Below are 23,011 nucleotides of genomic sequence, written 5' to 3'. Positions count from 1 at the left end.
AACGCAAGTTTGTAGTTCGTTTTGGCGAGCCGGTGGAGGCAATTGCATGAATGAACAGACCATCGCACTCGAAGACAGCTGGAAGAGCGCCTTGTCCACCGAGTTCGAACAGCCCTACATGCAAAGGCTGAAAAACTTCCTTATCGAGCGAAAGCAGATGGGGAAACGGATTTTTCCGAGAGGGCCGGAATATTTCAGGGCTCTTGATCTGACGCCGCTTGACGATGTGAAGGTCGTGATCCTGGGACAGGACCCCTATCACGGCGCGGGTCAGGCGCATGGCCTGTGTTTCAGCGTACAGCCCGGTATCAGAATTCCGCCGTCGCTGGTCAATATCTACAAGGAGTTGCAGGCCGATCTCGGCATTACGCCGGCGCGCCACGGCTTTCTTGAGCATTGGGCGCGGCAGGGCGTTCTGCTCTTGAACAGCGTGCTGACGGTCGAGGAGGCGCAGGCCGCGTCGCATCAAGGCAAGGGGTGGGAGACCTTCACCGATGCCGTCATTCGCAAGGTCAACGACGAATGCGATGCGGTGGTCTTCATACTCTGGGGTGCCTATGCGCAGCGCAAGGCGGCGTTCGTCGATACATCCAGGCATCTCGTTCTCAAATCGCCGCATCCGTCGCCGCTTTCGGCGCATAACGGCTTTTTCGGCTGCCATCACTTCTCCAAGGCGAATGCCTTTCTCAAGGAGCATGGACGTTCGCCGATCGACTGGCAGCTTCCCGACAATCCTGCCGATGAATAGCTTGCGATGAACGACATCAGCTCGTCGTTCACTAAAAGTAGACAATGCGTTCTGGTCGCTGGGACTATTCCAACGGCCGGATAAGGATCATCTATGACCCATCGAACAGCCCGCCAGGCGGGCCAGAAAGGGGTCTCAAATGCTCGACCAGATCAAGGGTCTTCACCACGTTACGTCGATGGCTGCGAACGCCCAGACGAACAACCAATTCTTCACTCATGCGCTCGGTCTGCGCCGCGTCAAGAAGACCGTCAACTTCGACGCTCCCGACGTCTACCACCTCTATTACGGCGACGAAAACGGCGCGCCGGGCACGATCATGACCTACTTCCCGTTCCCGAAGATGGCGCAGGGCCGTCCGGGCACCGGCGAAGTGGGAACGACGGTCTATTCCATTCCGCAGGGTTCGATCGGCTTCTGGAGCGATCGTCTCGCCAAGCTGAATGTGACCGGTCTGAAGGCCGAGGAGACATTCGGCGAAAAGCGGCTGAACTTTGCCGGTCCCGATGGTGACGGCTTCGCGCTGGTCGAGGTCAAGGACGATGCCCGTCTGCCCTGGACGCATGGCGGCGTTGATCAGGATCACGCGATCCGCGGTTTCCATTCGGTCGCCATGCGGCTGCGCGACGACGGCGCGACGTCGGAACTGTTGAAGTTCATGGGTTATCAGGTCCAGGACGAACGCGACGGCGTCAAGCGCCTGACCATTCCCGGCGGCAATGGCGCGCATCTGATCGATCTCGAGACGATGCCGAACATCTCGCGGGCGCTTCCGGGCGCGGGTTCGGTGCATCACGTCGCTTTCGCCGTCGAAAACCGCGCGAAGCAGCTGGAGGTCCGCAAGGCCCTGATGGACACCGGATACCAGGTGACGCCGGTTATCGACCGCGATTACTTCTGGGCGATCTATTTCCGCACGCCAGGCGGCGTGCTGTTTGAAATCGCCACCAACGAACCGGGCTTCGACCGGGACGAGGATACGGCACATCTCGGCGAAGCGCTGAAGCTGCCGACGCAGCACGAGCATCTGCGCTCGCTGCTGGAACAGCACCTCGAACCGCTGGAAGCATAAGCTAAGGATATCGATATGACCGATCATGGATATGTGCACCGGCTGCATGCCGGTGCCGCGGGCAAGCCTATTCTCTTCACCCTGCACGGGACGGGCGGAGACGAGAACCAGTTCTTCGACTTTGCGCGGCAGCTTCTGCCCGAGGCAACCATCGTCTCGCCGCGTGGCGACGTCTCGGAATACGGCGCCGCGCGCTTCTTCAAGCGCACCGGCGAGGGCGTTTACGATATGGCCGATCTGGCGCGGGCAACCGACAAGATGGCTGGTTACGTCAGCGAGCTCGCGCGGGAGAACCAGGCTTCGGCGATCCTCGGGCTCGGCTTTTCGAACGGCGCCAACATTCTCGCCAACGTGCTGATCGAGAAGGGGTTGTTCGATGCGTCGGCGCTGATGCATCCGCTCATTCCCTTCCAGCCGAAGGCCAACGCAGGTCTGGCGGGTCGCAAGGTGCTGATCACCGCCGGCGAACGCGATCCGATCAGCCCCGTGCCGGTTACCAAAGCGCTGGCCGATTACTACGAGCGCCAGAACGCTGCCGTGACGACCGTATGGCATCCGGGCGGACACGAGATCCGGCCGAACGAGGTCGATGCGATCAAGGCGCTCTTTGAGCCATACAGATAAGAACATCATCGGGCAGGCCTTTCGGGGTCTGCCCGATGTCTTCCAGCGCACTACCACTTTGATCTATGGTCATGCCTTCAATCTTCTGTGGTAATTTTTCATCATTGATACTGGAGCGCGTATAGGATCTCATTTTCCGAGGAAATGCATTCGTATGAGCGATATTGCCGACCTCAGAATGATCTTGGGCCTTCTCCGTCGCCAGATATGTGTGGTCTTGGCCACCGCCGCAGCCATTCTCTTTTTGACCGCTATCGTCCTGACGGTGTTGACGCCGCGATATACGGCGCAGGCGCTTGTCGTCGTCGATACCAGCGCCAAGAACCTGTTGGCGCCGGAGAGTGCTGCCATTGCCAGCGCCTCCGATAACGCGCGGGTGGAGGGAGAGGTGCGGATCGCGCAGTCCGATGCCGTGCTTCTCGATGTCGTGCGCGAGGGAAAGTTGGCCGATGACCCGGAATTCGCGCCGCGATCCGGCTACCTTACGGGCATCTTGGCTCGCTTCAGCGGCGCATCCTCCCACACCACGGATGCCGCCGAGCGCGAGACGCTGGACGCGTTCAAGAAGGCGGTCCGGGTCCGTCGCGAGGGGCTGACTTATCTCATCACCGTTGGCGTCACATCCGAGGATGCCGGGAAGGCCGCGCTTCTCGCCAATCGCGTGGCGTCGGTTTACATCAGGCATCAGATCGACGCGAAGGTGGCGGGCACGATCGCGGCCCGCAACAGCCTGCAAGCACGGGTGAGCGCCGCCAAGGACAGCCTTGCAAGCCACGAAGGGCGGCTGGATGCCTTCCTAGCCGCCAATGTCGGCATGCGCGATGCCTTCAGCAACGGCAATATGGGCCTGCGCGTCGCAGATGCGCAGCTCAATCGAGCGGCCACGCTACCGACAACCACGCCGCAGCTGCCGACACCCTCCGAGACGTTGACGCAGTTCTACAGCCTGCAGCAATCGGCCGAGATCGCCCGGGCGCAATATCAGAACCTGCTCACCCGACTGCAGGATTTCGAGGCGCAGGCCAGCCTGCAACTGGCCGATAGCCGGGTGATTTCGGAGGCCTTGCCGCCAATCGAGCCGTCCTATCCGAGGGTTGCTGCTATCCTTGCCGTCATGAGCCTCGTCGCGCTTGGGCTCGGTATCGGGGCGGGTTTTCTGCGGGAGTTCTTCCTTGGCGGATTTACCGGGGAGGATCAGGTCGAGGCGGTGCTGAACATCCAGCTGGCCTCGGTCGTGCCGCATGAAGAGGGTGGCGAACTGGAGCGGCCGCATGGGCGCGGGCTCTCCGATCGGATCATGACGGCGCCGCTCTCGGTTTTTTCGGAATCGATCCGGCGTATCCGGGTCTCGGTCGAGCAGGCGCTTCTCAGCCGGCATCCTGTAACGGAGGATGCCCGCGAGGAGGGCATCGTGATCATGGTGTCCTCCAGCCTTCCGGGCGAGGGGAAATCGACGCTCGCCACAGCGCTGGCGCGGACCTATGCGCTTGCGGGAAAGCGCACGCTGCTCATCGACTGCGATCTCAGGAAGCCCAGCATTCACCGCCACGTCGATCGCGAGCCGACACCCGCTTTCGTCAATCTTCTGCGCGGCGAGGCCGATCCGGGGCTCGCCAGCATGGTGGCGGTCGATCACGCCACGAACCTCTCCGTCATTCTCGGCGCGCGCCCGGCGGAGTTTGCGACCGACGAGCTGCTGATGAGCGCGCGGGTGCGGGCGCTTCTCGCTCGGGCGCGGCTGCATTTCGATTACGTCGTCATCGACACGCCGCCGGTCGAGGCGGCGGTGGATGCGCTTTATCTGGCGAGGCTCTGCGATGTCGCGCTTTTCGTGGTTCGCTGGGCTCGGACGCCGCAGAACGTCGCGCGAAAGGCGGCGGCGCTGAAGGGGAATGTCGGCGGCGGCACGCCCGTGATCGCGGTGCTGAACGGGCAGGACCAGCGCCACTGGTTCAGCTTCAAGGCCAAGCCGCTGTGGCGCACGGCCTATGCGGGATAGGTGTTAGCAGCGCCCGTTGACCCGGTGGTCTACCTCTTTAGGGGCAATCCAGGCGGTTATCGATGGCGTGCGCTTGACATGCTGGTTGCCTTACTAAAGGTTTAACTCATTCATAAATGCAACCTTATTCGCGTCATGGCTGCGCTCCGGCTTTTCTCGGTGGCGCTTGATTGCAGGCATTTGAAATAGCGATTTCACTCATTCGTTGAAGAGCGACGCATGGTCCGTGCAAGACGCATTCTTGTCCACGATTATTCCGGTCATCCGTTTCAGGTGCAGCTCGCCCGTTCGCTGGCGCGGCGCGGGCACGAGGTTCTGCACGTCTATTCCGAGAGCTTCCAGACGCCGAAGGGTGATCTCGTCGCGCGGCCGGATGATCCGTCCGGGTTTCGTATCGCCGGCCTTTCGCTGTCCGAGCCGTTCCATAAATCGAGCTTCCTGAAACGGCGTGCGCAGGAGATCGAGTTCGGACGGCTGGTGGCCCGCGAGATCAGACGGTTTCAGCCTCACATCGTGCTCTCCGCCAATGCGCCGCTCGATACGCAAGCCGCCATCCACAAGGCTGCGCGCGCCTGCGGAGCGCGGTTCGTTTTCTGGCTGCAGGATATCTACAGCGAGGCCATCGCTCGCTTTCTGCCAGCGTTTCCGCTGATTGGGAATGCGGTGGCGCGCCGGTATCAGCGGCTGGAGTTCGGTCTGTTGAGGGCAAGCGATCATGTCGTCGCGATCACCGACGACTTCGTTCCTTATCTCCAGCAGAACGGTATCACGCCGGGTCGAATCTCCGTTATCGAGAACTGGGCGCCGCTGGATGAAATGCAATCAGTCGAGCCGAAACAGTCCGAGAGCGAAAGCGGCAATGGCCCGATCCGGGCGATCTATGCCGGCACGCTCGGCTACAAGCACAATCCCGATCTGCTGCTGCAGGCGGCGAAAGCGCTGCCTGTCACGATCGATGTTCATTCCGAGGGAGCGATTGCCGAGAGCCTAGCGCGCAAGGCGGTGGCGGAAGGTGTCAGCAATCTGCGCGTAAAGCCGTGGGTGCCGTTTGCCGATCTGCCCGATGTGCTCGGGTCAGCCGATATTCTGATCGCGATGATCGAAGAGGGAGCCGGGGCCTTTTGCGTGCCATCCAAGGTGCTGACCTATTTCGGATGCGGGCGACCGGTGTTGGCTTCGGTGCCACGCAACAACCTGGCCCGGAGGCTCATCGAGCGCGCCGATGCCGGGCTTGCATCGGATCCTGATGATGCGACGGCGTTCATCGACAATCTTCGAAAGCTTGCTGGCGATGTCGCGCTGCGGCGCAGGCTTGGTGCGAACGGCTTTGCCTATGCCCGCGCCAACTTCGCGATCGAGCCGATCACAGATCGCTTCGAGGCGATTTTCGCCGGCCTTTATCAGATGGAGAAACAGGCAATCTAGCGCTGGGGGTGTTGCATGCTGGAGAAGACTGCACTTGTCTGCGGCGCCGGAGGTTTTATCGGCAGCCACCTCGTTGCCCGCCTGAAGCGCGACGGCTTCTGGGTTCGCGGCGTCGATTTGAAGCTGCCGGACTATGAAGAAAGCACGGCCGACGAGTTCATCGTTGGAGATCTCCGGCAGATCGACGTCTGCGAACGGGTGATCGATCGCGATTTCCACGAGGTTTACCAGCTGGCGGCCGATATGGGCGGTGCCGGTTACATTTTCACCGGACAGCACGATGCCGACATCATCCACAATTCGGCAACGATCAATCTCAACGTCGCCGATCTATGCCGTCGGCGCGGCGTTGGCCGCGTGTTTTTCTCCTCGTCGGCCTGCGTTTATCCCGCCGTCAACCAGGCCGATCCCGACAACCCGAACTGCGAGGAAACGTCCGCCTATCCCGCAGCACCCGACAGCGAGTATGGCTGGGAGAAGCTGATTTCGGAACGGCTCTATCAGTCCTATGCCCGCAACTACGGCATGACCTGCCGCATCGCCCGCTACCACAACATCTTCGGCCCATCGGGAACCTGGGACGGCGGCAAGGAGAAGGCGCCGGCGGCGATTTGCCGGAAGGTGGCTCAGGCCGACCATGGCGGTGAGATCGAGATCTGGGGCGATGGCCTGCAGACGCGCTCGTTCCTCTACATCGACGAATGCATCGAGGGCACGATCCGGCTGATGCGCTCGGATTTTTCCGGGCCGGTCAATATCGGCTCGGATGAGATGGTGAGCATCAACCGCTTGGTCGATATGGTGTGCGAGATCGCCGGCAAGCGGCTGCACAAGCGGCATGTCGCTGGGCCGATGGGTGTTCGCGGCCGCAGATCGGACAATCAGCTGATTGCCGAAACACTGCAGTGGCGGCCGACGCAACGCCTGATGTATGGCCTGGAAAAGACCTATGCGTGGATCGAGAGCCAGCTGCTGCGGAGTGCGGCGTGAGACGCGGGTTTCCCCAGTGGGATAGGCTCTCGGCGAGGTAGTGTGCGGGAGGTTCTGCAAAAATCTATTGAGGATTTGAGCGGCCATGGCAGGCTGGTGATGTCTAACGTCACCAACTCCCTAGGAGCCCCACCATGACCAGGAGTGAGAATAAACCATCGATAGCCGCCGTCAAAGATTTGATGGGTGCAAACCACGACGCATTGCGCATGATTATGCAGGATCTGCTGCAAGAGATGCTGGAAGGCGAGATGACCGAGGCACTCGGTGCCGCAAAGAGTGAACGGGCCGAGGCTCGGATCGGCTATCGTTCCGGGCATTACAATCGAACGCTGATCACGCGAGTCGGCAAGCTGGAGCTGCGAGTGCCGCAGGACCGCGATGGGCGGTTTTCAACTGAGCTGTTTGAGCGCTATCAACGCTCCGAACAGGCGCTAGTAGCGTCGCTGGCGGAGATGTACGTTCAGGGCGTTTCGACCCGGAAGGTGAAGGCGATCACTGAAGAGCTATGCGGCCACAGCTTCTCAGCTTCGACGATATCCGCGATCAACAAGCGACTGGACGAGAGTTTGACGGCTTTTGCCGAACGGCGGCTGGACGAGCCGTTCGCCTATCTCATCATCGATGCGAAGTACGAGAAAGTCCGCCAGGCAGGTGTCGTTCGCTCGTGCGCCGTGCTTGTCGCGCTCGGAATCGATTGGGAAGGGCGTCGTCAGATCCTTGCAGTCGAGCTTGCCAACCGAGAGAGCCACTCGTCGTGGAAGGACTTCCTGCTCGGCCTCAAACAGCGCGGACTGCACGGTGTCGAATACATCGTTGCCGATGACCATGCCGGCTTGCGCGCCGCCGTTCGCGAGGTGCTGCCCGACGCATGGTTCCAGCGCTGCTATGTTCATTTCCTTCGCAACGCACTCGATCACCTGCCGCGCAAAGCAGACGACGATTGCCTCCAGGAACTGCGTTGGATCTATGATCGCCGGGAATTGTCAGAGGCCAAGAGCGATCTCGCTGCTTGGCTGAGAAAATGGTCACCGCGATACCCCAAACTCGCAAGCTGGGCGGAGGAGACCATCGAGGAGACATTCACCTTCTACAGGCTGCCTCGCCAGCACCACAAACACATGAAGTCCACAAACATGCTCGAGCGTTTCAACGAGGAGATCAAACGCAGGACGATCGTGCTGCGCATCTTTCCCAACGAGGACAGTTGCCTACGCCTCATCCGTTCGCTCGCAGTAGAGACCCACGAAAACTGGCTCGAGGCAAACCGCTATCTCAACATGAACGACTTGAAGGAGATGAAAAAAGCCGACCTGCGTCAAGCAGCCTGACCAGCAGGCCAAGCCGCTATTTGCAGGACTTGCCGTACACGACCCTCGGCGATGGGCGGACGGCCGCGCGGCTTGACCAACGCGGCGTGGTTGATCCTGAGCTTCGCGATCGGGCAGGGATCGATTTTCCTGGCGCAGACATGGCTGATCCATCGCGGTGCGCTCGATCTCCTGGCTGCGTTCGCGACGCACTTCTCCTTTGCGATCCTGGCATTGATGATCGTCGACTTCGGCGCGCCCGTGGTCGTCGCGAGGCGGATTTCGCTGGCGGGGGACGGTGAGGTCCTGGATGTGGCACGGCGCTGCTACTGGCAGGCGTCGGCTGTTCGGCTCGGCGTTGCGCTCGTGCTGTCGGTGGCGGCCTTTATCTACGCCTGGATTGGCGGAGACGGATTTTCGCGGGCCTATATTCCCGCGGCCGTTCCTGCGCTGTTGATCTCGGCATTCAACGCGGCCGGCGTCTTCGATGGGCTGGGGCTCAGCGGCATCAGCGGGTTGACCGGGATGCTCGCCTATATCGCGTCCGCCATCGCGCTCGTTGTGACGGGCGCGCAGTCGGCGGATGCGGGCGTGATCCTCGGGGTGGCGCTATCGGTGGGCTATGGCATCGCGGTCGTCGCGCAACTGGTCGTGCTTTGGCGGTTGGGTTGCCCGATGCGGGTGGTTTCGGTCAGCGTCGCTGATTGCGGCGCGATTGCCCGCGAGGGCTTGAGCGTGCTCCTTGCGATCCTGCCCGGGCAGCTGTCGTTTCGGTTTCAGATCGTGGTTTGCGCGGCGGTGATGGGGCAGGCGGGTGTGGGATTGTTCGTCTATGGCAGGCAGATCGCGGCTGCCGCGTCGCAGGTTCTGGAGTTCGTGCGGCGCGCGCATTTTCCTGGCATGGTCCGCGCTCTTCAATCGGCTGGCGCCACACTGAGAGCGGGCTTTGAGGCGCAGCGGTTGGCGACGCTGCTTGCGATCGCGTTGACGCTTGGGCTGATGCTGGCTGGCGGCGCCTGTTTCTTGCTGATGAGTGACGCCTTCGCGCAATCGGGTCTGGTGGTTGCGCTCTTTTCTATCGGCGTGCTGACCGGCGCGTTGTCGCAGACGCTAGCGCAGGCTGCCCAAGGGCTTGGCCGCTTTCGCGTCGTGGCCGTTGCTGCCGTGCTTGCGATGCTTGTCGGCTTTGCGGCGAGCGCCGGTCTCGGGGCGTTCCTCGGGTTTGTTGGGCTGGCAGTGGCGGAAGTGGTGACGCATGTGGTCGGGGCGCTGGTGATCTGGGCCTCGGTGTTCCGGCGAGTGGACGGGCGCAGGATCCTGCGGGTCAGTGCATGATCAGGCTCTGGACCGTTACGGCGCTCTATCTCGCCAATCTGCCCTTCGCCGATAGCCTCTTCGTCGTTCTCTTGACGCTGCCGATGTTCCTCATGGTGCTGGTGGGGCTGCATCGCATTCAGTCACGCCAGTTCCAGGTCGGCGATGTCTTCTGGTTCTGCCTCTTCGTCTATTTCGTGATCTCGCCTCTGCAGCGCATTCATGGGGACCGGATCGGCGGCGCAACGGCGATCACGGCCTATGCCTATGAGCCGCACGAGTTTATTGCAGCGATGCTGATCATCGTCCTGTTTTGCCTGCCGTTTCTGTTTGTCCAGATGGAACGAGACGAGCCGTCCGCCGAAGGGGATGGTTCGACATTGCCGATGCCGGTTCTCCTCATTTTGAACGGGCTCGGCTTCGCATCCTTCGTCGCATCCGAAGGCGGAATGGCGCGGCTGTTGTCGTCGCGGCTGGAGCAGAACCCGGCGCAGGCCTTCATCGGCAGCCTTTTCTTTCTCGGGTTGCAATCGGTGACCGCGTGCCTTGTCGCGGTGCGGTTTCATGCCGCCCGATCGCGGCTGATCTCTCTTGCTCCGCTTCTTCTCGTCATCGCTTTGCTGGCAGTCTCGCGAAATCCGTTCAACGCGCCGCGCTTCATGCTGCTGGCCGTCTGGGGGCCGGTCATGCTGGCGCTATGCGGCGGCCGGGTTGCGGCTGCGTGGTTTTATGTCGTCGGGCTGTTGGCGTTGACGATCCTGTTTCCGGTGCTGAACATAACCACGCGGCTTGGACTGGACGGCGTGGGCGATCTCTCCGAAATATCCGTCTTCGGCAATTTCTTCGATATTCCCTCGGTCGATGTCTTCGACATGGCGGTTCATGCGGTGCGCTTCATGTCGGCGCATGATCAGATGTGGGGCGAGAAGCTCACCGCCATCCTGTTGTTCTTCGTGCCGCGCACGGCCTGGCCCGGGAAGCCTGTCGTGGGCGGGCTCGATGTCGGCAACGAGCTGTTTGCGGCGGGCATGTACGGGACGCCGAACCTGTCCTTCTTCGCCGGCTGCGATCTCTACATGGATTTCGGCTTCGCCGGCGTCGCGCTGGGCGGGGTTGTCACCGCCGTGCTGCTGCGGTCGGTGCTGATGGCGAAATGGGGCGTGTTCGGCGGTGTCAGCGTGTCGCGTATTCTCATCGCCGCGTCGATGCCGATCCTGCTGCGCGGCCCTGTCGGTGCGGTGCTGCCGCTGTTTGTTTGCCAGATCGCGATTGTTTTGGCGCTGTCCCGGTCGGTCCGGGACCAAGCTTATACGACGCTGCTCTATCAGGAGCGGTTGAGACGATGAGCGACAGCGTGGAGCAAAATTTCGGCATACTCGACGCCGCCCGATCCGGCTCGCGTCAGGGCGGGCCGAGTTTTAGCGTCAGGCATCGCGCATTGCGTCTGGCGTGGGGGATTGCTTGGGCGCTGTTGGCGGCGTGGACGCCGGCGCCGCTGCATCGGTGGCGGGCGTTTCTGTTGCGGCTATTTGGTGCGCGGTTGAGCCGCAATGCACGGGTGCATGGATCGGCCTGCATCTGGTTTCCGCCGCATCTCGTCATGGAGGAGAACACGCTGATCGGTCGCGGGGCGATCATCTATAGCATCGCGCCTGTTCGTATCGGTCGCGGGGCGGTGATATCGCAGGGGGCGCATTTGTGCACCGGGTCGCATGATATCGATGATGGGGCCTTCCAGCTTACGGCTCGGCCGATTACCATTGGTGTGGATGCTTGGGTCGCCGCCGAGGCCTTTGTCGGCCCCGGCGTTTCGATCGGGGAGGGGACGGTGCTCGGCGCGCGGGGCGTTGCCTTCAGCGATCTTGCCGCATGGACCGTTTATGCGGGCAATCCGGCGCTGCCTATCCGTGCTCGGGTTACCAGCCCATAGCTTCGCGCGCGTCACCAGTCCATAGCCAGCGTCGCCGACACCCAGGCTGCGGCGGCGATCGCATAGCCCTGGTCGTTCAAATGCAGGGCGTCGGCGCGAAGCGACCTCGGTACGAGGCCGGCGGCGATGTCCTGTTGGTCCTCTGTCGTTTGGTTCGCGGCAGCCGCGAGTGCGGCGTGCAGGTCGACGAAGTGTGTAGCGTAGAGGGTAGCCAAGGCGGTGTTGAGGGCCGCGATCGTCTGGCGGGTTTCGGGGGTGTCCGTTGCCGAAGGCAGGATCGAGCCGATCAGGTAGCGGCCGCCGGAGGCATTGGCCGTCATGGCCGCGATGTCGGCGAGAACGGTCTCGGGTGTGACCGCATTGTTGCGGCCGGCCCATAGCCATTGGATCTGGCCGGCGGTCGCATCGCTGGGGTGGAAGGGTGTGGCGTATGCGACAGCCGCGGCGTCGCCCGCATGGCTGCGCGTGAACAGGTGGCGCGTGCCGCCATCGGTCGTCAGCGTCCCCTCCACCCCGGCCAGCGTGCCGTGTAGGCCGATGGCGCCATTGGCGCCGTGCAGCGCCTCGACCGATTGATAGAGGACCTCCACTTGCGGGGTCTCGTCGCCCCATTCGATGACGATATTGTCGAGCGACCAGCTGACAAGGCTGCCGCTGCTGAGGAAGGCGATTGCCTGGCACGATGGGTTTGCGCTGGCGAAATTGCCGGCGGTGAAGACCAGTTCATAGTGGCCGCTTGCCGAGATCGGCCATGTCGGGTCGCCGCTCGATGTCGTCGTCGCCCAGCTGCCGCCCGGCGCGCCGAGCCCGCCGACATGGATCTGGCCGCTGCCGTCGATGATCTCGATGTCGAAGGCAATGTGGATGAGCTTGCCACCCGGGATGATCTGGCCGCCGGGGATTTCGGCGATGGCGAGTTCGCAGCCGCGCAGCACGCCGGCGTCGTCGTTTTCGACGATCAGCCTGCCGTCGCGCGTGGAGACCGGTGCCGCGTGGCCGTCCTGGATGCGGGGCAGCCAGCCGTCGCTATCCTGATCGAAACGATAGAGCCGCGAGAACTCCGGGTGATAGGCGGGGATTTCGCCATCGCCGGGTGTTAGCTGCGGCGCGGTCGCGGTGGCGCCCTGTTCGAACTGGCCGGGGAATATGCGCAGGGTGATGTCGATCGCGCTGCCCGGGATGATGTCGAGCAGGTGGGTGGAGCGGATGAAGCCGTGGGTGTTCGTCGACGTTGTCGAGATGTTGCTGCGCCTGCCATCGAGGGCGAAAGCGGGCGCGGCGATTTCGGCGAGGTAGCCGCCGAGTTCGTCGGCCTCGATGAGCAGAAGGCGCATGCCCGCTATGCCCGAGGTGGAGCCGGCGATCATCTGGACCGCGCTTGAGATCGTCCAGGGGGTGCCCGGCTCCGCCGCGTAGTTGGCGGTAATAGTGCCGTAGATCTGCCGGCCGATGTCGGTGAAGCCGGCGGTTGCCGTCCCGTGGATCCTGACGTCGCCGTAGGGCAGGCCGTTTTCGTCGATGCCCTTGTTGATGCATTCATGCGTGAGGCCGTTGACGATGCCGGTCTCGAACCGGTCCATCCAGTCGCGGGTATGCGGATAGAGGTTTCTGATATCGCCGCCGGCCACGGCAAGCTTGAGCGGCACACCGCCTTGTCTGGCTGCGATCTCGGTCGAGGTCTGGCCGCCGATGCCGCGATTGATGATCGTTCTCGGCGGATCGAAGAGGCCGGCGGCGATGGACGGGAAGGTATGGTCGCGGGACGATGCACCTGCACCCTCGGTGAGGCTGTCGCCGAATGCGATGATCGTGCGTGGGCGTATGCGTTGCCGGGCGGGGGATTGGGCAGGCGAAAGGCCGATACCGAGAAGCATTGCGGGTCTCCTGTAGGAATTGGGAAAAATATCCTAATTCAGTGCCGGGAGACGGGGACGAGCTGTCAGTGCAAGTTCTTTTGCGATCGAGCCGCGCAAAGCCCAGTGAGCTTCATGGTCTCTTAAGTAATTATCTTGAGATTACAGTTTCCTTGTTCCATGATGATTCCGGCCGGAAGGTTTTCTGTGTCCGACGTCATGTCGATCGATGCAGATCGCTTCCGTAGAGAACATGTTTCCTGGTCATCGATCGCGTATTGCGGCCGCTAGACTTGATTTCACAATAGTACGCCGCCTGTGTGCACTCGCCGTGGGCCTGATTGGGAAGATTGCATGAATTCGGAGTTTGCCGTTCGCCCCATGCGGCCCGGTGAGTTGGAGCTAGTGCTCGAATGGGCGCGCCAGGAGGGGTGGAATCCAGGTCTCGACGATTCGCTTCCCTTTCATGACGCGGATCCATCGGGGTTTTTCGTCGGCGCGGTCGGCGAAGTTCCCGTCGGCTCGATCTCCGTCGTCAAGTATGGCGACGACCTGGCCTTTCTCGGGCTCTACATGGTTCACCCGGAATTTCGTGGCAAGGGTTACGGCAGGGCGATATGGGATGCCGGCATCGCCTCGGCGAATGGCCGCAGTATCGGGCTCGACGGGGTCGTTGCCCAGCAGGAGAGTTACCGCAAGGCCGGCTTCGAGGAAGCCTATAAGACGGTTCGTTATGGCGGCGTGATCGGCTCTTTGCCGTCGTCGTCGCTGACGGCCACGCCCGTGACCGACAAGCTGGACGGGCTGGTGCGCTATGATGCCAGCGTGTTTTCGGCGCAGCGCCCGGCTTTCGTGACCTCGTGGTGCACCAATCGCAAGCATCGGCGCACGGCCGTCGTGCGCAAGAGCGGCAAGATCCGTGGCTATGGCACGATCCGCCGCTGTTATGACGGATACAAGATCGGGCCGCTGTTTGCCGCCGATGCGGATAGCGCCGCGGCGCTGCTCTCCACGCTTGGGCAAGAGGCGAAGGGCGCGCGGGTGTTCATCGATATCCCCTCCGACAATCGCGAAGCCGTGGCGCTTGCCGTCGGCATGGGATTGGAGCCTGTGTTCGAGACATCTCGCATGTATCGCGGCGCTGTTCCCACCGTTCCGCTGAAGAATGTCTTCGGCGTCACCACGCTGGAACTGGGCTAGCTAGCTCGCCTCCGACGTTGCTGGCGCCGCTCGATTGGGGCGGCCCTTTTCGGCGATGGCGATGCCGCCGAGCGTCAGCACCAGCGCCACGATGTGGAACGTTTGCAGCGCTTCGCCGAGCAGAGCGACTGAAAACAGCGTGCCGAAGACGGGCACGAGGTTGATGAAGAGCGCTGCGCGGTTGGCGCCGATCCATTCCACGCCCTTGATGTAGAGGACCTGCGCCATCAGCGAGGCGAAGATCGCCGTGTAGATGGTGATGAGCCATCCCGTTCCATCGGGAAGCTCAGCCGCGCCCTTCGATGCCTCCCAGGCCAGAAGTGGCAGTGCGCTGATGGTGGCGCCGAGCGCGGGTACGGCCATCAGCGTGCGCCAGTCGAGCGGCGGCTTCCACCGCAGGAAGATCGTGTAGACGGCGTAGGCGGCGACCGCGACCAGCATCAGGCCGTCGCCGGTGTTGAGACCGAGCTCCAGAAGCGTGGTCAGGCTGCCATGGGCGGCGGTGAGTGCCACGCCGAGCAAGGTCATCGCGAAGCCGAGGATCTGGGCCAGCGACACGCCGGTGCGGAAGAATAGGAAGTTGAGCAGGAATATCAGCATCGGGATGCCTGCCTGCTCGATTGCGACATTGATGGCGGTCGTATATTTTACCGCGGAATAAAGCATGGCATTGAAGAGCGTGTAGCCGACGATGCCGTAGAAGAAGAGCAGAGGGAGGTTTTTGCGCACGACCGGCCAATCGCGTTTCAGCTGCGGCACGGATATGGCGGCAATGATCGCCGTTGCGACGAACCAGCGCAGCGATGTCAGCATCATCGGGCTGACGTGACCGAGCGCCAGTTTTCCGGCAACGGTATTGCCACCCCAGCACATCGCGGCAACGACAAGGCATATGTAGGCGGCAAACTGCACGGCCGATTCTCTCCCGGTCGGCTGCGCGGGCGCAGAACTTCCTCCGACTACGGCGGCAAATAGCCTGCCAATAGCTGATTTGTCACGTAAAAAGCCAATTCAGACGGCAATACAGGGTCGCTTTCCCAAAAACAAAGCCTTATAGATGCGCGGGTTTGAGCAGGGAGCGGTTAAATCCGCCTTTAACAGGAAGACGTGAATGACGAACGTAGTTGTGGTCGGTTCGCAATGGGGTGACGAAGGCAAGGGCAAGATTGTCGACTGGCTTTCGGAACGTGCCGATGTGATCGTGCGCTATCAGGGCGGACACAATGCGGGCCATACGCTGGTCATCGATGGTGTCAGCTACAAGCTGGCGCTGCTGCCGTCGGGCCTCGTGCGCGGCAAGCTCAGCGTCATCGGCAACGGCGTCGTCGTCGATCCGCATCATTTCGTCGCCGAAGTCGAGAAGCTGCGTGCCCAGGGCGTCAACGTATCGCCCGAGATTTTGCGCATCGCCGACAACGCGCCGCTGATCCTCTCCCTGCATCGCGATCTCGACGGTTTCCGTGAAGATGCTGCCTCCAACAGCGGCACCAAGATCGGCACCACCCGCCGCGGCATCGGCCCTGCCTACGAAGACAAGGTCGGCCGCCGCGCGATCCGCGCCATCGACCTCGCCGACAAGGAAGCGCTGCCGGCCAAGATCGACCGTCTTCTGACGCACCACAATGCGCTGCGCCGCGGCCTCGGCCTGCCGGAGATTTCGGTGCAATCGCTCGAGAAGGAACTGAACGACGTGGCCGACCAGGTTCTGCCCTATGTCGACCAGGTCTGGCGTATCCTCGACGACCAGCGCAAGGCCGGTGCCCGCATCCTGTTCGAAGGTGCGCAGGGCGCGCTGCTCGACAACGACCACGGCACCTATCCTTTCGTCACCTCGTCGAACACGGTTGCCGGTCAGGCTGCCGCCGGTTCTGGTCTCGGCCCGACGGCGATCGGCTATGTTCTCGGCATCACCAAGGCCTACACGACCCGCGTCGGCGAAGGTCCGTTCCCGTGCGAACTGAACGACGAAGTCGGCAAGCATCTTTCGACCGTCGGCCGCGAAGTCGGCGTCAATACCGGCCGTCCGCGTCGCTGCGGCTGGTTCGATTCCGTTCTGGTTCGCCAGACGGTAAAGACCTCGGGCATCACGGGTATCGCGCTCACCAAACTCGACGTTCTCGATGGTCTCGACGAACTGAAGATCTGCGTCGCCTACAAGCTCGACGGCAAGGAGATCGATTATCTTCCGGCCAGCCAGGCTGCGCAGGCGCGCGTCGAGCCTGTCTACATCACGCTCGAGGGCTGGGAGGAATCGACCGTCGGCGCGCGCAGCTGGGCCGATCTGCCGGCCCAGGCGATCAAGTATGTCCGCCAGGTTGAAGAGCTGATCGGCGCCCCCGTCGCTCTCCTGTCTACAAGTCCTGAGCGCGATGACACCATACTTGTGACCGATCCTTTTGAGGATTAAGGTTTTATATGATTATTTGTGTGGTTCGCGCGGCGAACCACACTCTTAGAGAAAGTACGTATGGCGGATTTTATCGCAGTTATCCGGCGGGCGGTTGACGGCCTGACCGACAACACTCCCGATATGCGGGTGAAGGTTTACGAGCGTGCTCGCGGTGCCGTACAGCGGCAGCTCGAGAACATGAAGCCGCGTCCGCCCGAGGCCATGCTGCAGCGCCAGCTGGAAAAGCTCGAAGCCGCCATTCGTGAAGTCGAAGCCGAGCATGCCGATGCACTGCCGGCCGAGGATCAGGCCGCCATCGCCGAGCCGGTGACGGAAGCGCCGGCGGAGCCCGAGCCCGAGGTTGCCGCAGCACCTGAGCCAGTCGCCGAACAGGCGGAAGAGGCACCGGAAGCCGAGCCCGCTTACGAGCACCCGGCCTATGAGGCGCCCGCGCAGGAAGAACCCGTTTACGAGGAACCGGCTTACGAAGCGCCCGTCGAGCCCGAGGCTCCGCTTGCTGACGAGCCAGTCGCGCATGAGGAGCCGGTTTACGAAGAGCCGGCGCCGGTGCATGCCGCCGACGTTCACGAAGAGCCGGAAGTTCAGCCCGAGCCTGAAGTCTATCACGAGCCCGTGCATTCGCATGACGAGCCCGTGTTCGAGGACGCTCCGCATGTGTCCGCCGCCGAGCCTGAGCCGGAGACGGTCGAGCCGTGGCAGCTGCCGGTCGAGGACCAGTATGACGCCGCGCGCGAAACGCATGGCCATGATTTCGCTGCCGCGCCCGACGTTGAGCCCTATGCCGAGCCTGTCATCGACGATGCGCCGCGGGCGCAGCCGGTCGCGCGCGATTTCGACCTGAGCAACCGTCTCGTCGAGCCGGTTCCAGTGTTCGAGCCGCCGCATCAGTTCGTCGAGCAGACGCAGGACGATCCCATTCATGCCGACGCCGCCGGTCATTTCGATCCGGTTTGGAACGAGCCAGCGGAAGAAGTACCGGAACCGTCCACGAAGACGGTTGAGCCGACGGATTGGGCGCTCGAGGAGCTGCGCCAGTTCTCCGAGACTTCGCATGCAGCACCTGCCGCCAATGATGCGGCACGCGCCTTCGACGAGGTGGTTTCGAGCATCGACTACGCTGCGGGGCCGGTACCGACTGCGCCGGCAAAGATGCCGGCTGCCAATGAGAGCTTCTCCTGGGAAGCCGCCGCGTTCGACGATCTGCCGCCGATCGACAACGACAAGAAGACACCGGCTGCCACATCCTACGAGGATGTCGATCTCTTTTCCGAAATTCATGGCGGACCGACGCCGAAAAACGAGCCTCTCGCGGGCGACGACTGGCAGGAAGCAACCCGACTTCGCGGCTACGACAATCGCGGCGTCGTTGCCGAGGATGACGATGGTCTGTCGGTTGGAAACAGCGACGACGACATCGCCTCGAAGTTCCAGGGCAAGAATTTTCGCATGGAGCCGAAGCGCCGTCGTTTCGGCATCGGCTCCATCATCGCGCTTCTGATCGCCTTGGGCGTTGTCGGTGGCGGCGGTTATGCCGCCTATACGCACCAGGCCGCGCTGACCGAAATGGTCAAGGGCCTGGTCAGTGCCGCACCATCGCAGACCGCGCAAACGCCGCCGCCTGTTGCAGGAACCACGGCGCCTGCGGACCAGACGAGCGATGCCAAGCCGGCAACCACGCCTGATGCCGCGCAGAGCGGTGCGGCTTCCGCCGACGGTTCGGCCGCCGGCAACAAGTTCACGCAGCGGCTGATGGCCGATGGCACCGAGGTCGATAGCGGCCCGGCCGCCGCACCAAGCACGCAGGTCGCCGAAGGCAAGTCCGTCGCCGAGCAGAATGTCGCGTCCGCGGACCCGGTCGCACCGGCCGCCGCGGGCACGACGCCGCCGGCCGCCGCTTCCGGCACGGCCGCACCTGCCACCGCGGCATCCGCCGCCGGCCAGACAGCGCCTGCCGGTTCCAGCGAGAAGATGTTCCTCTATGAGGAGCGCATCGGCCAGAGCTCGCCAACGGCGATCCAGGGCTCGATCGTCTGGAGCCTGCATCATGAGGCCGGCGCTGATGGCAAGCAGGAGGCCTCCGTGCAGGGCACGCTGACCGTGCCCGAGCGGAACCTCACGGCGCAGATCAACTTCAAACGCAATTCCGATCCTTCGCTCCCGGCCAGCCACATCGTCGAGATGGTGTTCTCGCTGCCGGCGAATTTCGAAGGTGGCGCGATCGACAGCGTTCAGCGTATTTCGATGAAGCGGACCGAGCAGGATCGCGGTGATGCGCTTGTCGCGGTGCCGGCGAAGATCACCGACGACTTCCACATGATCGCGCTCAACGATTATCCGGATGCCCGCAAGGCCAACCTCGACCTTCTGTCGACGCGCGACTGGATCGATATCCCGATCACCTATCGCAACGGCCGCCGCGCGCTTCTGACCATGCAGAAAGGCCAGACCGGCATCGAAGCCTTCAACGCCGCGATCCGCGAATGGAACGCAGCCGGCGACGTCTCGACCAGCCAGTAAGGCTGGTCGTCCAGACTGAACAGATACAGGAAAGGGCAGGTCGCAAGACTTGCCCTTTTTGACGAGATCGGCCCACTTCGTTGCCGGGCCTTCTGGATTTGGAGTTTGGACAAGATGACCGCTGCAAGCCGCCCGGATCTGAGCGATATCAACCTCGACGACTGGGTGGAGCGCAGGCTTCCCAGAGCATGGCGACCCTACACGCGTCTGGCGCGGCTGGATCGTCCCGTCGGGATATGGCTCACGCTTTTCCCATGCTGGGCGGCACTCATTCAAGCGTCGCACGGCTTTCCCGATATTCGGCAGCTGCTGATATTCTCGCTCGGCGCCTTGCTGATGAGAAGTGCCGGGTCCACCGTCAACGATATCGCCGATCGCAAGTTTGACGGCCATGTCGAGCGGACGCGCTTCCGGCCCCTGGCGAATGGCCAGATTGGTATCCTGCAAGCCCTGAGCTTTCTCGCCGTTCAGCTTGCGCTGGCGGCCTCACTACTGTTCTTCCTTTCGCCCTACACACGGCTGGTCGCGATCTGTGTCGTTCCGCTCGTCTTCATCTATCCGCTCTGCAAGCGCTTCACGCACTGGCCACAGGCTATTCTTGGCGCGGCGTTCAACTGGGGCATGCTGATGGCCTGGGCCGAGGTCGCCGGGCACATCCCGCTTGGGGCCATCCTGATGTGGGGCGGGGCGATTGCATGGCAGATCGGCTACGACACGGTCTACGCCTATGTCGACGTCAAGGATGACACCCGGCTTGGGCTGAAATCGACGGCGATCCTGTTTGGCCGGCATGGCAAGGCGATCATTGGCGTCTTCTACGGTCTGGCCGTTGGCGCATGGGCGCTCGGCGGCTGGCTGCTCGGGATGTCGCTGCCTTACATGCTCGGCATTCTGGTGATTGCCGCCCACCTTGCGTGGCAGACCGGGCGGATCGATCTTGTTCGCCCGGAGGTGAACTATCGGCTGTTCCTGGCAAATATCCTGACGGGATTGCTGCTGGCGGGCGCGGCAGTGTTGGGAACCCTGTAAACGAAAAGGGCGGGTCGTGAGACCCGCCCTTTGTCTTTAGGAATTGGTTCGCTTACGCCGTGGCTTCGACGACGCGGACGGCCTTGGCGCGGTCGAGCGCGTCCTTACGGACGGCGTCCTGGACCTTTTCGAAGGCGCGGACCTCGATCTGGCGCACGCGCTCGCGGCTGATGTCGAACTCGCTCGACAGATCTTCCAGCGTCACCGGATCTTCGGAGAGGCGGCGTGCCTCGAAGATGCGGCGTTCGCGGTCGTTCAGAACGCTCATCGCCTTGGCCAGCATGCGCCGGCGGGTGTCGAGTTCGTCCTGCTCGATCAGCACGTCTTCCTGGCTGTCATGATCGTCGACGAGCCAATCCTGCCACTGGCCGCTGTCGCCTTCCGACGCCTTGATCGGCGCGTTGAGCGAGGCGTCGCCGGACAGGCGACGGTTCATCGAGATCACTTCTTCCTCGGAGACGCGCAGCTTGGTTGCGATCTCGGCCACGTGTTCCGGCTTCAGGTCACCTTCGTCGATGGCCTGAATACGGCCCTTGAGGCGACGCAGATTGAAGAACAGACGCTTCTGGTTGGCGGTGGTGCCCATCTTCACGAGCGACCAGGACCGCAGGATGTATTCCTGGATCGAGGCCTTGATCCACCACATGGCATAAGTTGCCAGCCGGAAACCGCGTTCCGGGTCGAACTTCTTGACGGCCTGCATCAGGCCGACATTGCCTTCCGACACGACTTCGCCGATCGGCAGGCCGTAGCCGCGATAACCCATGGCGATCTTTGCGACGAGACGCAGGTGGCTGGTGACGAGACGATGCGCAGCCTCGCGGTCGCCATGTTCGGAATACCGCTTTGCCAGCATGTATTCTTCCTGCGGCTCCAACATCGGGAACTTGCGGATTTCGTCGAGATAACGGTTGAGACCGGCTTCGCCGGCGGTAATGGACGGCAAACTGCTTCGGGCCATTCTTGCACCCTCCTATCTGAATTCCGATCCCCGCTTGGACGCGTCCCTGCGTCTTGAAGGCGAACCGGGAACGTGCGGCTTTGTCAAAGCCCGCACGAAGTCAGTGTAGAGATAAGTGTGGCGAAACCGTAGTTCAAGGCTCAGGCCCGCTTCACGATGCCGTTACAGCTCGGCATTGCGCAAGGCGTCGACCAGCGCCACCATATCGTCGGGCAGGGGAACCTCGAAGCGCATGAGTTCGCCGCTGCGCGGGTGTTCGAACTGCAGCATGTAGGCGTGCAGCGCCTGGCGGCCGAAGCTGTTGACCGCCTTCTTGGCCGCATCCGGCAGAAGGTTGGCCTTGGTCTTGAAGCCAGCGCCATAGACGGTGTCGCCGAGCAAGGGGTGGCCGATATGGGCCATGTGGACGCGGATCTGGTGGGTGCGGCCTGTTTCCAGATGGCACTCGACCAGCGAGGCCAGCGACAGCGCATCCGGCGTCTCATGGAAACGCTCGATCACCTCATAATGCGTGATCGCCTCATCGGCATCGGCGGTGCCCGGGCGCTTGACGGCGCGGCGGGTGCGGTCGCCGGTATCGCGGCCGAGCGGCGCGTCGATGCTGCCGGTCAATGTGCGCGGGCGGCCCCAGACGACGGCCTGATAGGCGCGCTCGATCGGCATGGTGCGGCCGTGGTCGGCGAACTGGGCGGAGAGGTGGCGATGCGCGACGTCGTTCTTGGCGACGACCATGACGCCGGTCGTGTCCTTGTCGAGGCGGTGCACGATGCCAGGACGGCGCACGCCGCCGATGCCCGACAGGCTGTCGCCGCAGTGATAGATCAGCGCGTTGACCAGCGTTCCCGTCCAGTTGCCGGCAGCCGGGTGTACGACCATGCCGGATGGCTTGGAGATGACGATCAGGTCGTCGTCTTCATAGAGAATGTCGAGCGGGATGTTCTCGCCCTTCGGCGTTGGGTCCTCGGGCTCGGGCAGGTTGATCTCGAAGACGTCGCCGGGGCGGACCTTCTTCTGCGGATCGGCGACGACTGATCCCTTCGACGTGACCTGGCCTTCCTTGATCAGCACCTTGATGCGGCTGCGGGAGAATTCCTCGCCGAGCTGAGCCGTCATCCACGCATCAAGCCGGCCTTCGGCATGTTCATCCGCCGTCAGGACTTTCATATTGCCGGCTGCTTGTTTAAAGGGGTCGCTCAAGACGCTTCTTCTCCGAAGTATTTTATAGAATGGAACGCCATATATGACGAATGTCCAGCCAGAAGACGATCAGGAAGAAAAGCCCCTCGATCCGGCAATGGAAAATGTCCGACGCAAGATGATCCGCCTGCAGATCGTCTCGGGCTTCATCATGTTCGTGAGCCTTATGGCGGTCTTCGGCGCGGTTGTCTACAAGACGATGCGGGCGCCGGCCAAGGAGCCGGCCGCGATCACGTCCGCCGGAATTCCGTCGGATGCGCCGGTTTCCGTGACAGCAAACCTGCCCGCCGGCTTCGTGCTTCAGTCCTCTTCGCTTTCGGGCGGCCAGATCATGTTCTTCGGCAAGACCGCCGAGGGCGTGGCCAAGGCGCTGGTGTTCGACATCAAGGCGGGAAGCATCATCGCCGACGTGACGGTCAACGGCGGCTGACA

19 protein-coding genes are annotated in these 23,011 nt (G+C 62.5%); 15 read left to right on the top strand and 4 right to left on the bottom strand.

Annotated features, from left to right (window positions below; all coding sequences use genetic code 11):
- Positions 1-46: 46 nt before the first annotated feature.
- The 10 genes from ung to ACVTFQ_RS13030 all read left to right on the top strand — a co-directional run bounded on the left by ung (position 47) and on the right by ACVTFQ_RS13030 (position 11,412).
- A complete protein-coding gene (gene ung / locus ACVTFQ_RS13075; protein ID WP_111564109.1) occupies positions 47-748 on the top strand; it encodes a uracil-DNA glycosylase in 702 nt (233 codons plus the stop codon).
- Positions 749-887: 139 nt separating this feature from the next.
- Positions 888-1,820 (top strand): VOC family protein, encoded by a 933-nt coding sequence (locus tag ACVTFQ_RS13070; RefSeq protein WP_111564110.1) that lies wholly within the window; start codon positions 888-890, stop codon positions 1,818-1,820.
- 15 nt (positions 1,821-1,835) lie between these two features.
- Positions 1,836-2,444 (top strand): alpha/beta hydrolase, encoded by a 609-nt coding sequence (locus ACVTFQ_RS13065; protein WP_111564111.1) that lies wholly within the window; start codon positions 1,836-1,838, stop codon positions 2,442-2,444.
- 154 nt (positions 2,445-2,598) lie between these two features.
- Positions 2,599-4,443 (top strand): Wzz/FepE/Etk N-terminal domain-containing protein, encoded by a 1,845-nt coding sequence (locus tag ACVTFQ_RS13060; protein ID WP_112436919.1) that lies wholly within the window; start codon positions 2,599-2,601, stop codon positions 4,441-4,443.
- Between the two features lie 219 nt (positions 4,444-4,662).
- Complete coding sequence (locus ACVTFQ_RS13055; protein ID WP_112436918.1) at positions 4,663-5,868, top strand: glycosyltransferase family 4 protein; 1,206 nt, start codon at positions 4,663-4,665, stop codon at positions 5,866-5,868.
- Between the two features lie 15 nt (positions 5,869-5,883).
- Positions 5,884-6,858 carry an NAD-dependent epimerase/dehydratase family protein gene (locus ACVTFQ_RS13050; RefSeq protein ID WP_111564113.1) on the top strand — a complete coding sequence of 325 codons (975 nt, stop codon included), beginning with the start codon at positions 5,884-5,886 and terminating at the stop codon, positions 6,856-6,858.
- A gap of 134 nt (positions 6,859-6,992) precedes the next feature.
- Positions 6,993-8,189, top strand: coding sequence for an IS256 family transposase (locus ACVTFQ_RS13045; RefSeq protein ID WP_470423900.1), 1,197 nt, complete (start codon positions 6,993-6,995; stop codon positions 8,187-8,189).
- A gap of 72 nt (positions 8,190-8,261) precedes the next feature.
- Positions 8,262-9,503 (top strand): lipopolysaccharide biosynthesis protein, encoded by a 1,242-nt coding sequence (locus ACVTFQ_RS13040; RefSeq protein WP_146618530.1) that lies wholly within the window; start codon positions 8,262-8,264, stop codon positions 9,501-9,503.
- Positions 9,500-10,828 carry a hypothetical protein gene (locus ACVTFQ_RS13035; protein ID WP_111564115.1) on the top strand — a complete coding sequence of 443 codons (1,329 nt, stop codon included), beginning with the start codon at positions 9,500-9,502 and terminating at the stop codon, positions 10,826-10,828. Before ACVTFQ_RS13040 ends, ACVTFQ_RS13035 begins: the two co-directional genes overlap by 4 nt.
- A complete protein-coding gene (locus ACVTFQ_RS13030; RefSeq protein ID WP_112436917.1) occupies positions 10,825-11,412 on the top strand; it encodes an LbetaH domain-containing protein in 588 nt (195 codons plus the stop codon). Before ACVTFQ_RS13035 ends, ACVTFQ_RS13030 begins: the two co-directional genes overlap by 4 nt.
- 11 nt (positions 11,413-11,423) lie before the next feature.
- On the opposite strand, the gene ACVTFQ_RS13025 is transcribed toward ACVTFQ_RS13030, so the two are convergent.
- Positions 11,424-13,286: an SGNH/GDSL hydrolase family protein gene (locus tag ACVTFQ_RS13025; RefSeq protein ID WP_112436916.1), complete on the bottom strand. Its 1,863-nt coding sequence runs from the start codon at positions 13,284-13,286 to the stop codon at positions 11,424-11,426.
- Positions 13,287-13,619: 333 nt separating this feature from the next.
- On the opposite strand from ACVTFQ_RS13025, the gene ACVTFQ_RS13020 reads away from it, so the two are divergent.
- Positions 13,620-14,465 carry a GNAT family N-acetyltransferase gene (locus tag ACVTFQ_RS13020; RefSeq protein WP_111564117.1) on the top strand — a complete coding sequence of 282 codons (846 nt, stop codon included), beginning with the start codon at positions 13,620-13,622 and terminating at the stop codon, positions 14,463-14,465.
- Here the strand turns inward: ACVTFQ_RS13020 and ACVTFQ_RS13015 are convergent, their stop codons facing one another.
- Complete coding sequence (locus ACVTFQ_RS13015; protein WP_111564118.1) at positions 14,466-15,377, bottom strand: DMT family transporter; 912 nt, start codon at positions 15,375-15,377, stop codon at positions 14,466-14,468.
- Positions 15,378-15,576: 199 nt separating this feature from the next.
- Here ACVTFQ_RS13015 and ACVTFQ_RS13010 point away from each other — a divergent pair, with 199 nt between their 5' ends.
- The 3 genes from ACVTFQ_RS13010 (at position 15,577) to ubiA (ending at position 20,421) form a co-directional block, all read left to right on the top strand.
- The gene (locus ACVTFQ_RS13010; RefSeq protein WP_111564119.1) at positions 15,577-16,872 is read left to right on the top strand and encodes an adenylosuccinate synthase; all 1,296 of its coding nucleotides are present in this window, start codon (positions 15,577-15,579) and stop codon (positions 16,870-16,872) included.
- 60 nt (positions 16,873-16,932) lie between these two features.
- Positions 16,933-19,392: a hypothetical protein gene (locus tag ACVTFQ_RS13005; protein WP_111564120.1), complete on the top strand. Its 2,460-nt coding sequence runs from the start codon at positions 16,933-16,935 to the stop codon at positions 19,390-19,392.
- Between the two features lie 114 nt (positions 19,393-19,506).
- Positions 19,507-20,421 (top strand): 4-hydroxybenzoate octaprenyltransferase, encoded by a 915-nt coding sequence (gene ubiA, locus ACVTFQ_RS13000; RefSeq protein ID WP_111564183.1) that lies wholly within the window; start codon positions 19,507-19,509, stop codon positions 20,419-20,421.
- A gap of 52 nt (positions 20,422-20,473) precedes the next feature.
- On the opposite strand, the gene rpoH is transcribed toward ubiA, so the two are convergent.
- Together rpoH and ACVTFQ_RS12990 are read right to left on the bottom strand one after the other, a co-directional pair.
- Positions 20,474-21,382, bottom strand: a complete 909-nt coding sequence (gene rpoH, locus ACVTFQ_RS12995; RefSeq protein ID WP_018897070.1) for an RNA polymerase sigma factor RpoH — start codon at positions 21,380-21,382, stop codon at positions 20,474-20,476.
- 162 nt (positions 21,383-21,544) lie between these two features.
- Positions 21,545-22,579 carry an RluA family pseudouridine synthase gene (locus tag ACVTFQ_RS12990; protein ID WP_111564121.1) on the bottom strand — a complete coding sequence of 345 codons (1,035 nt, stop codon included), beginning with the start codon at positions 22,577-22,579 and terminating at the stop codon, positions 21,545-21,547.
- A 43-nt stretch (positions 22,580-22,622) separates the two neighbouring features.
- Here ACVTFQ_RS12990 and ACVTFQ_RS12985 point away from each other — a divergent pair, with 43 nt between their 5' ends.
- Positions 22,623-23,009 carry a hypothetical protein gene (locus tag ACVTFQ_RS12985; protein ID WP_111564122.1) on the top strand — a complete coding sequence of 129 codons (387 nt, stop codon included), beginning with the start codon at positions 22,623-22,625 and terminating at the stop codon, positions 23,007-23,009.
- The last annotated feature ends 2 nt before the right edge of the window (positions 23,010-23,011 follow it).

The sequence above is a fragment of the Rhizobium sp. O111 genome (assembly GCF_055616315.1).
Note: the sequence above shows the minus strand (reverse complement) of the source record. Positions and strands in the feature narration are given on the sequence as shown.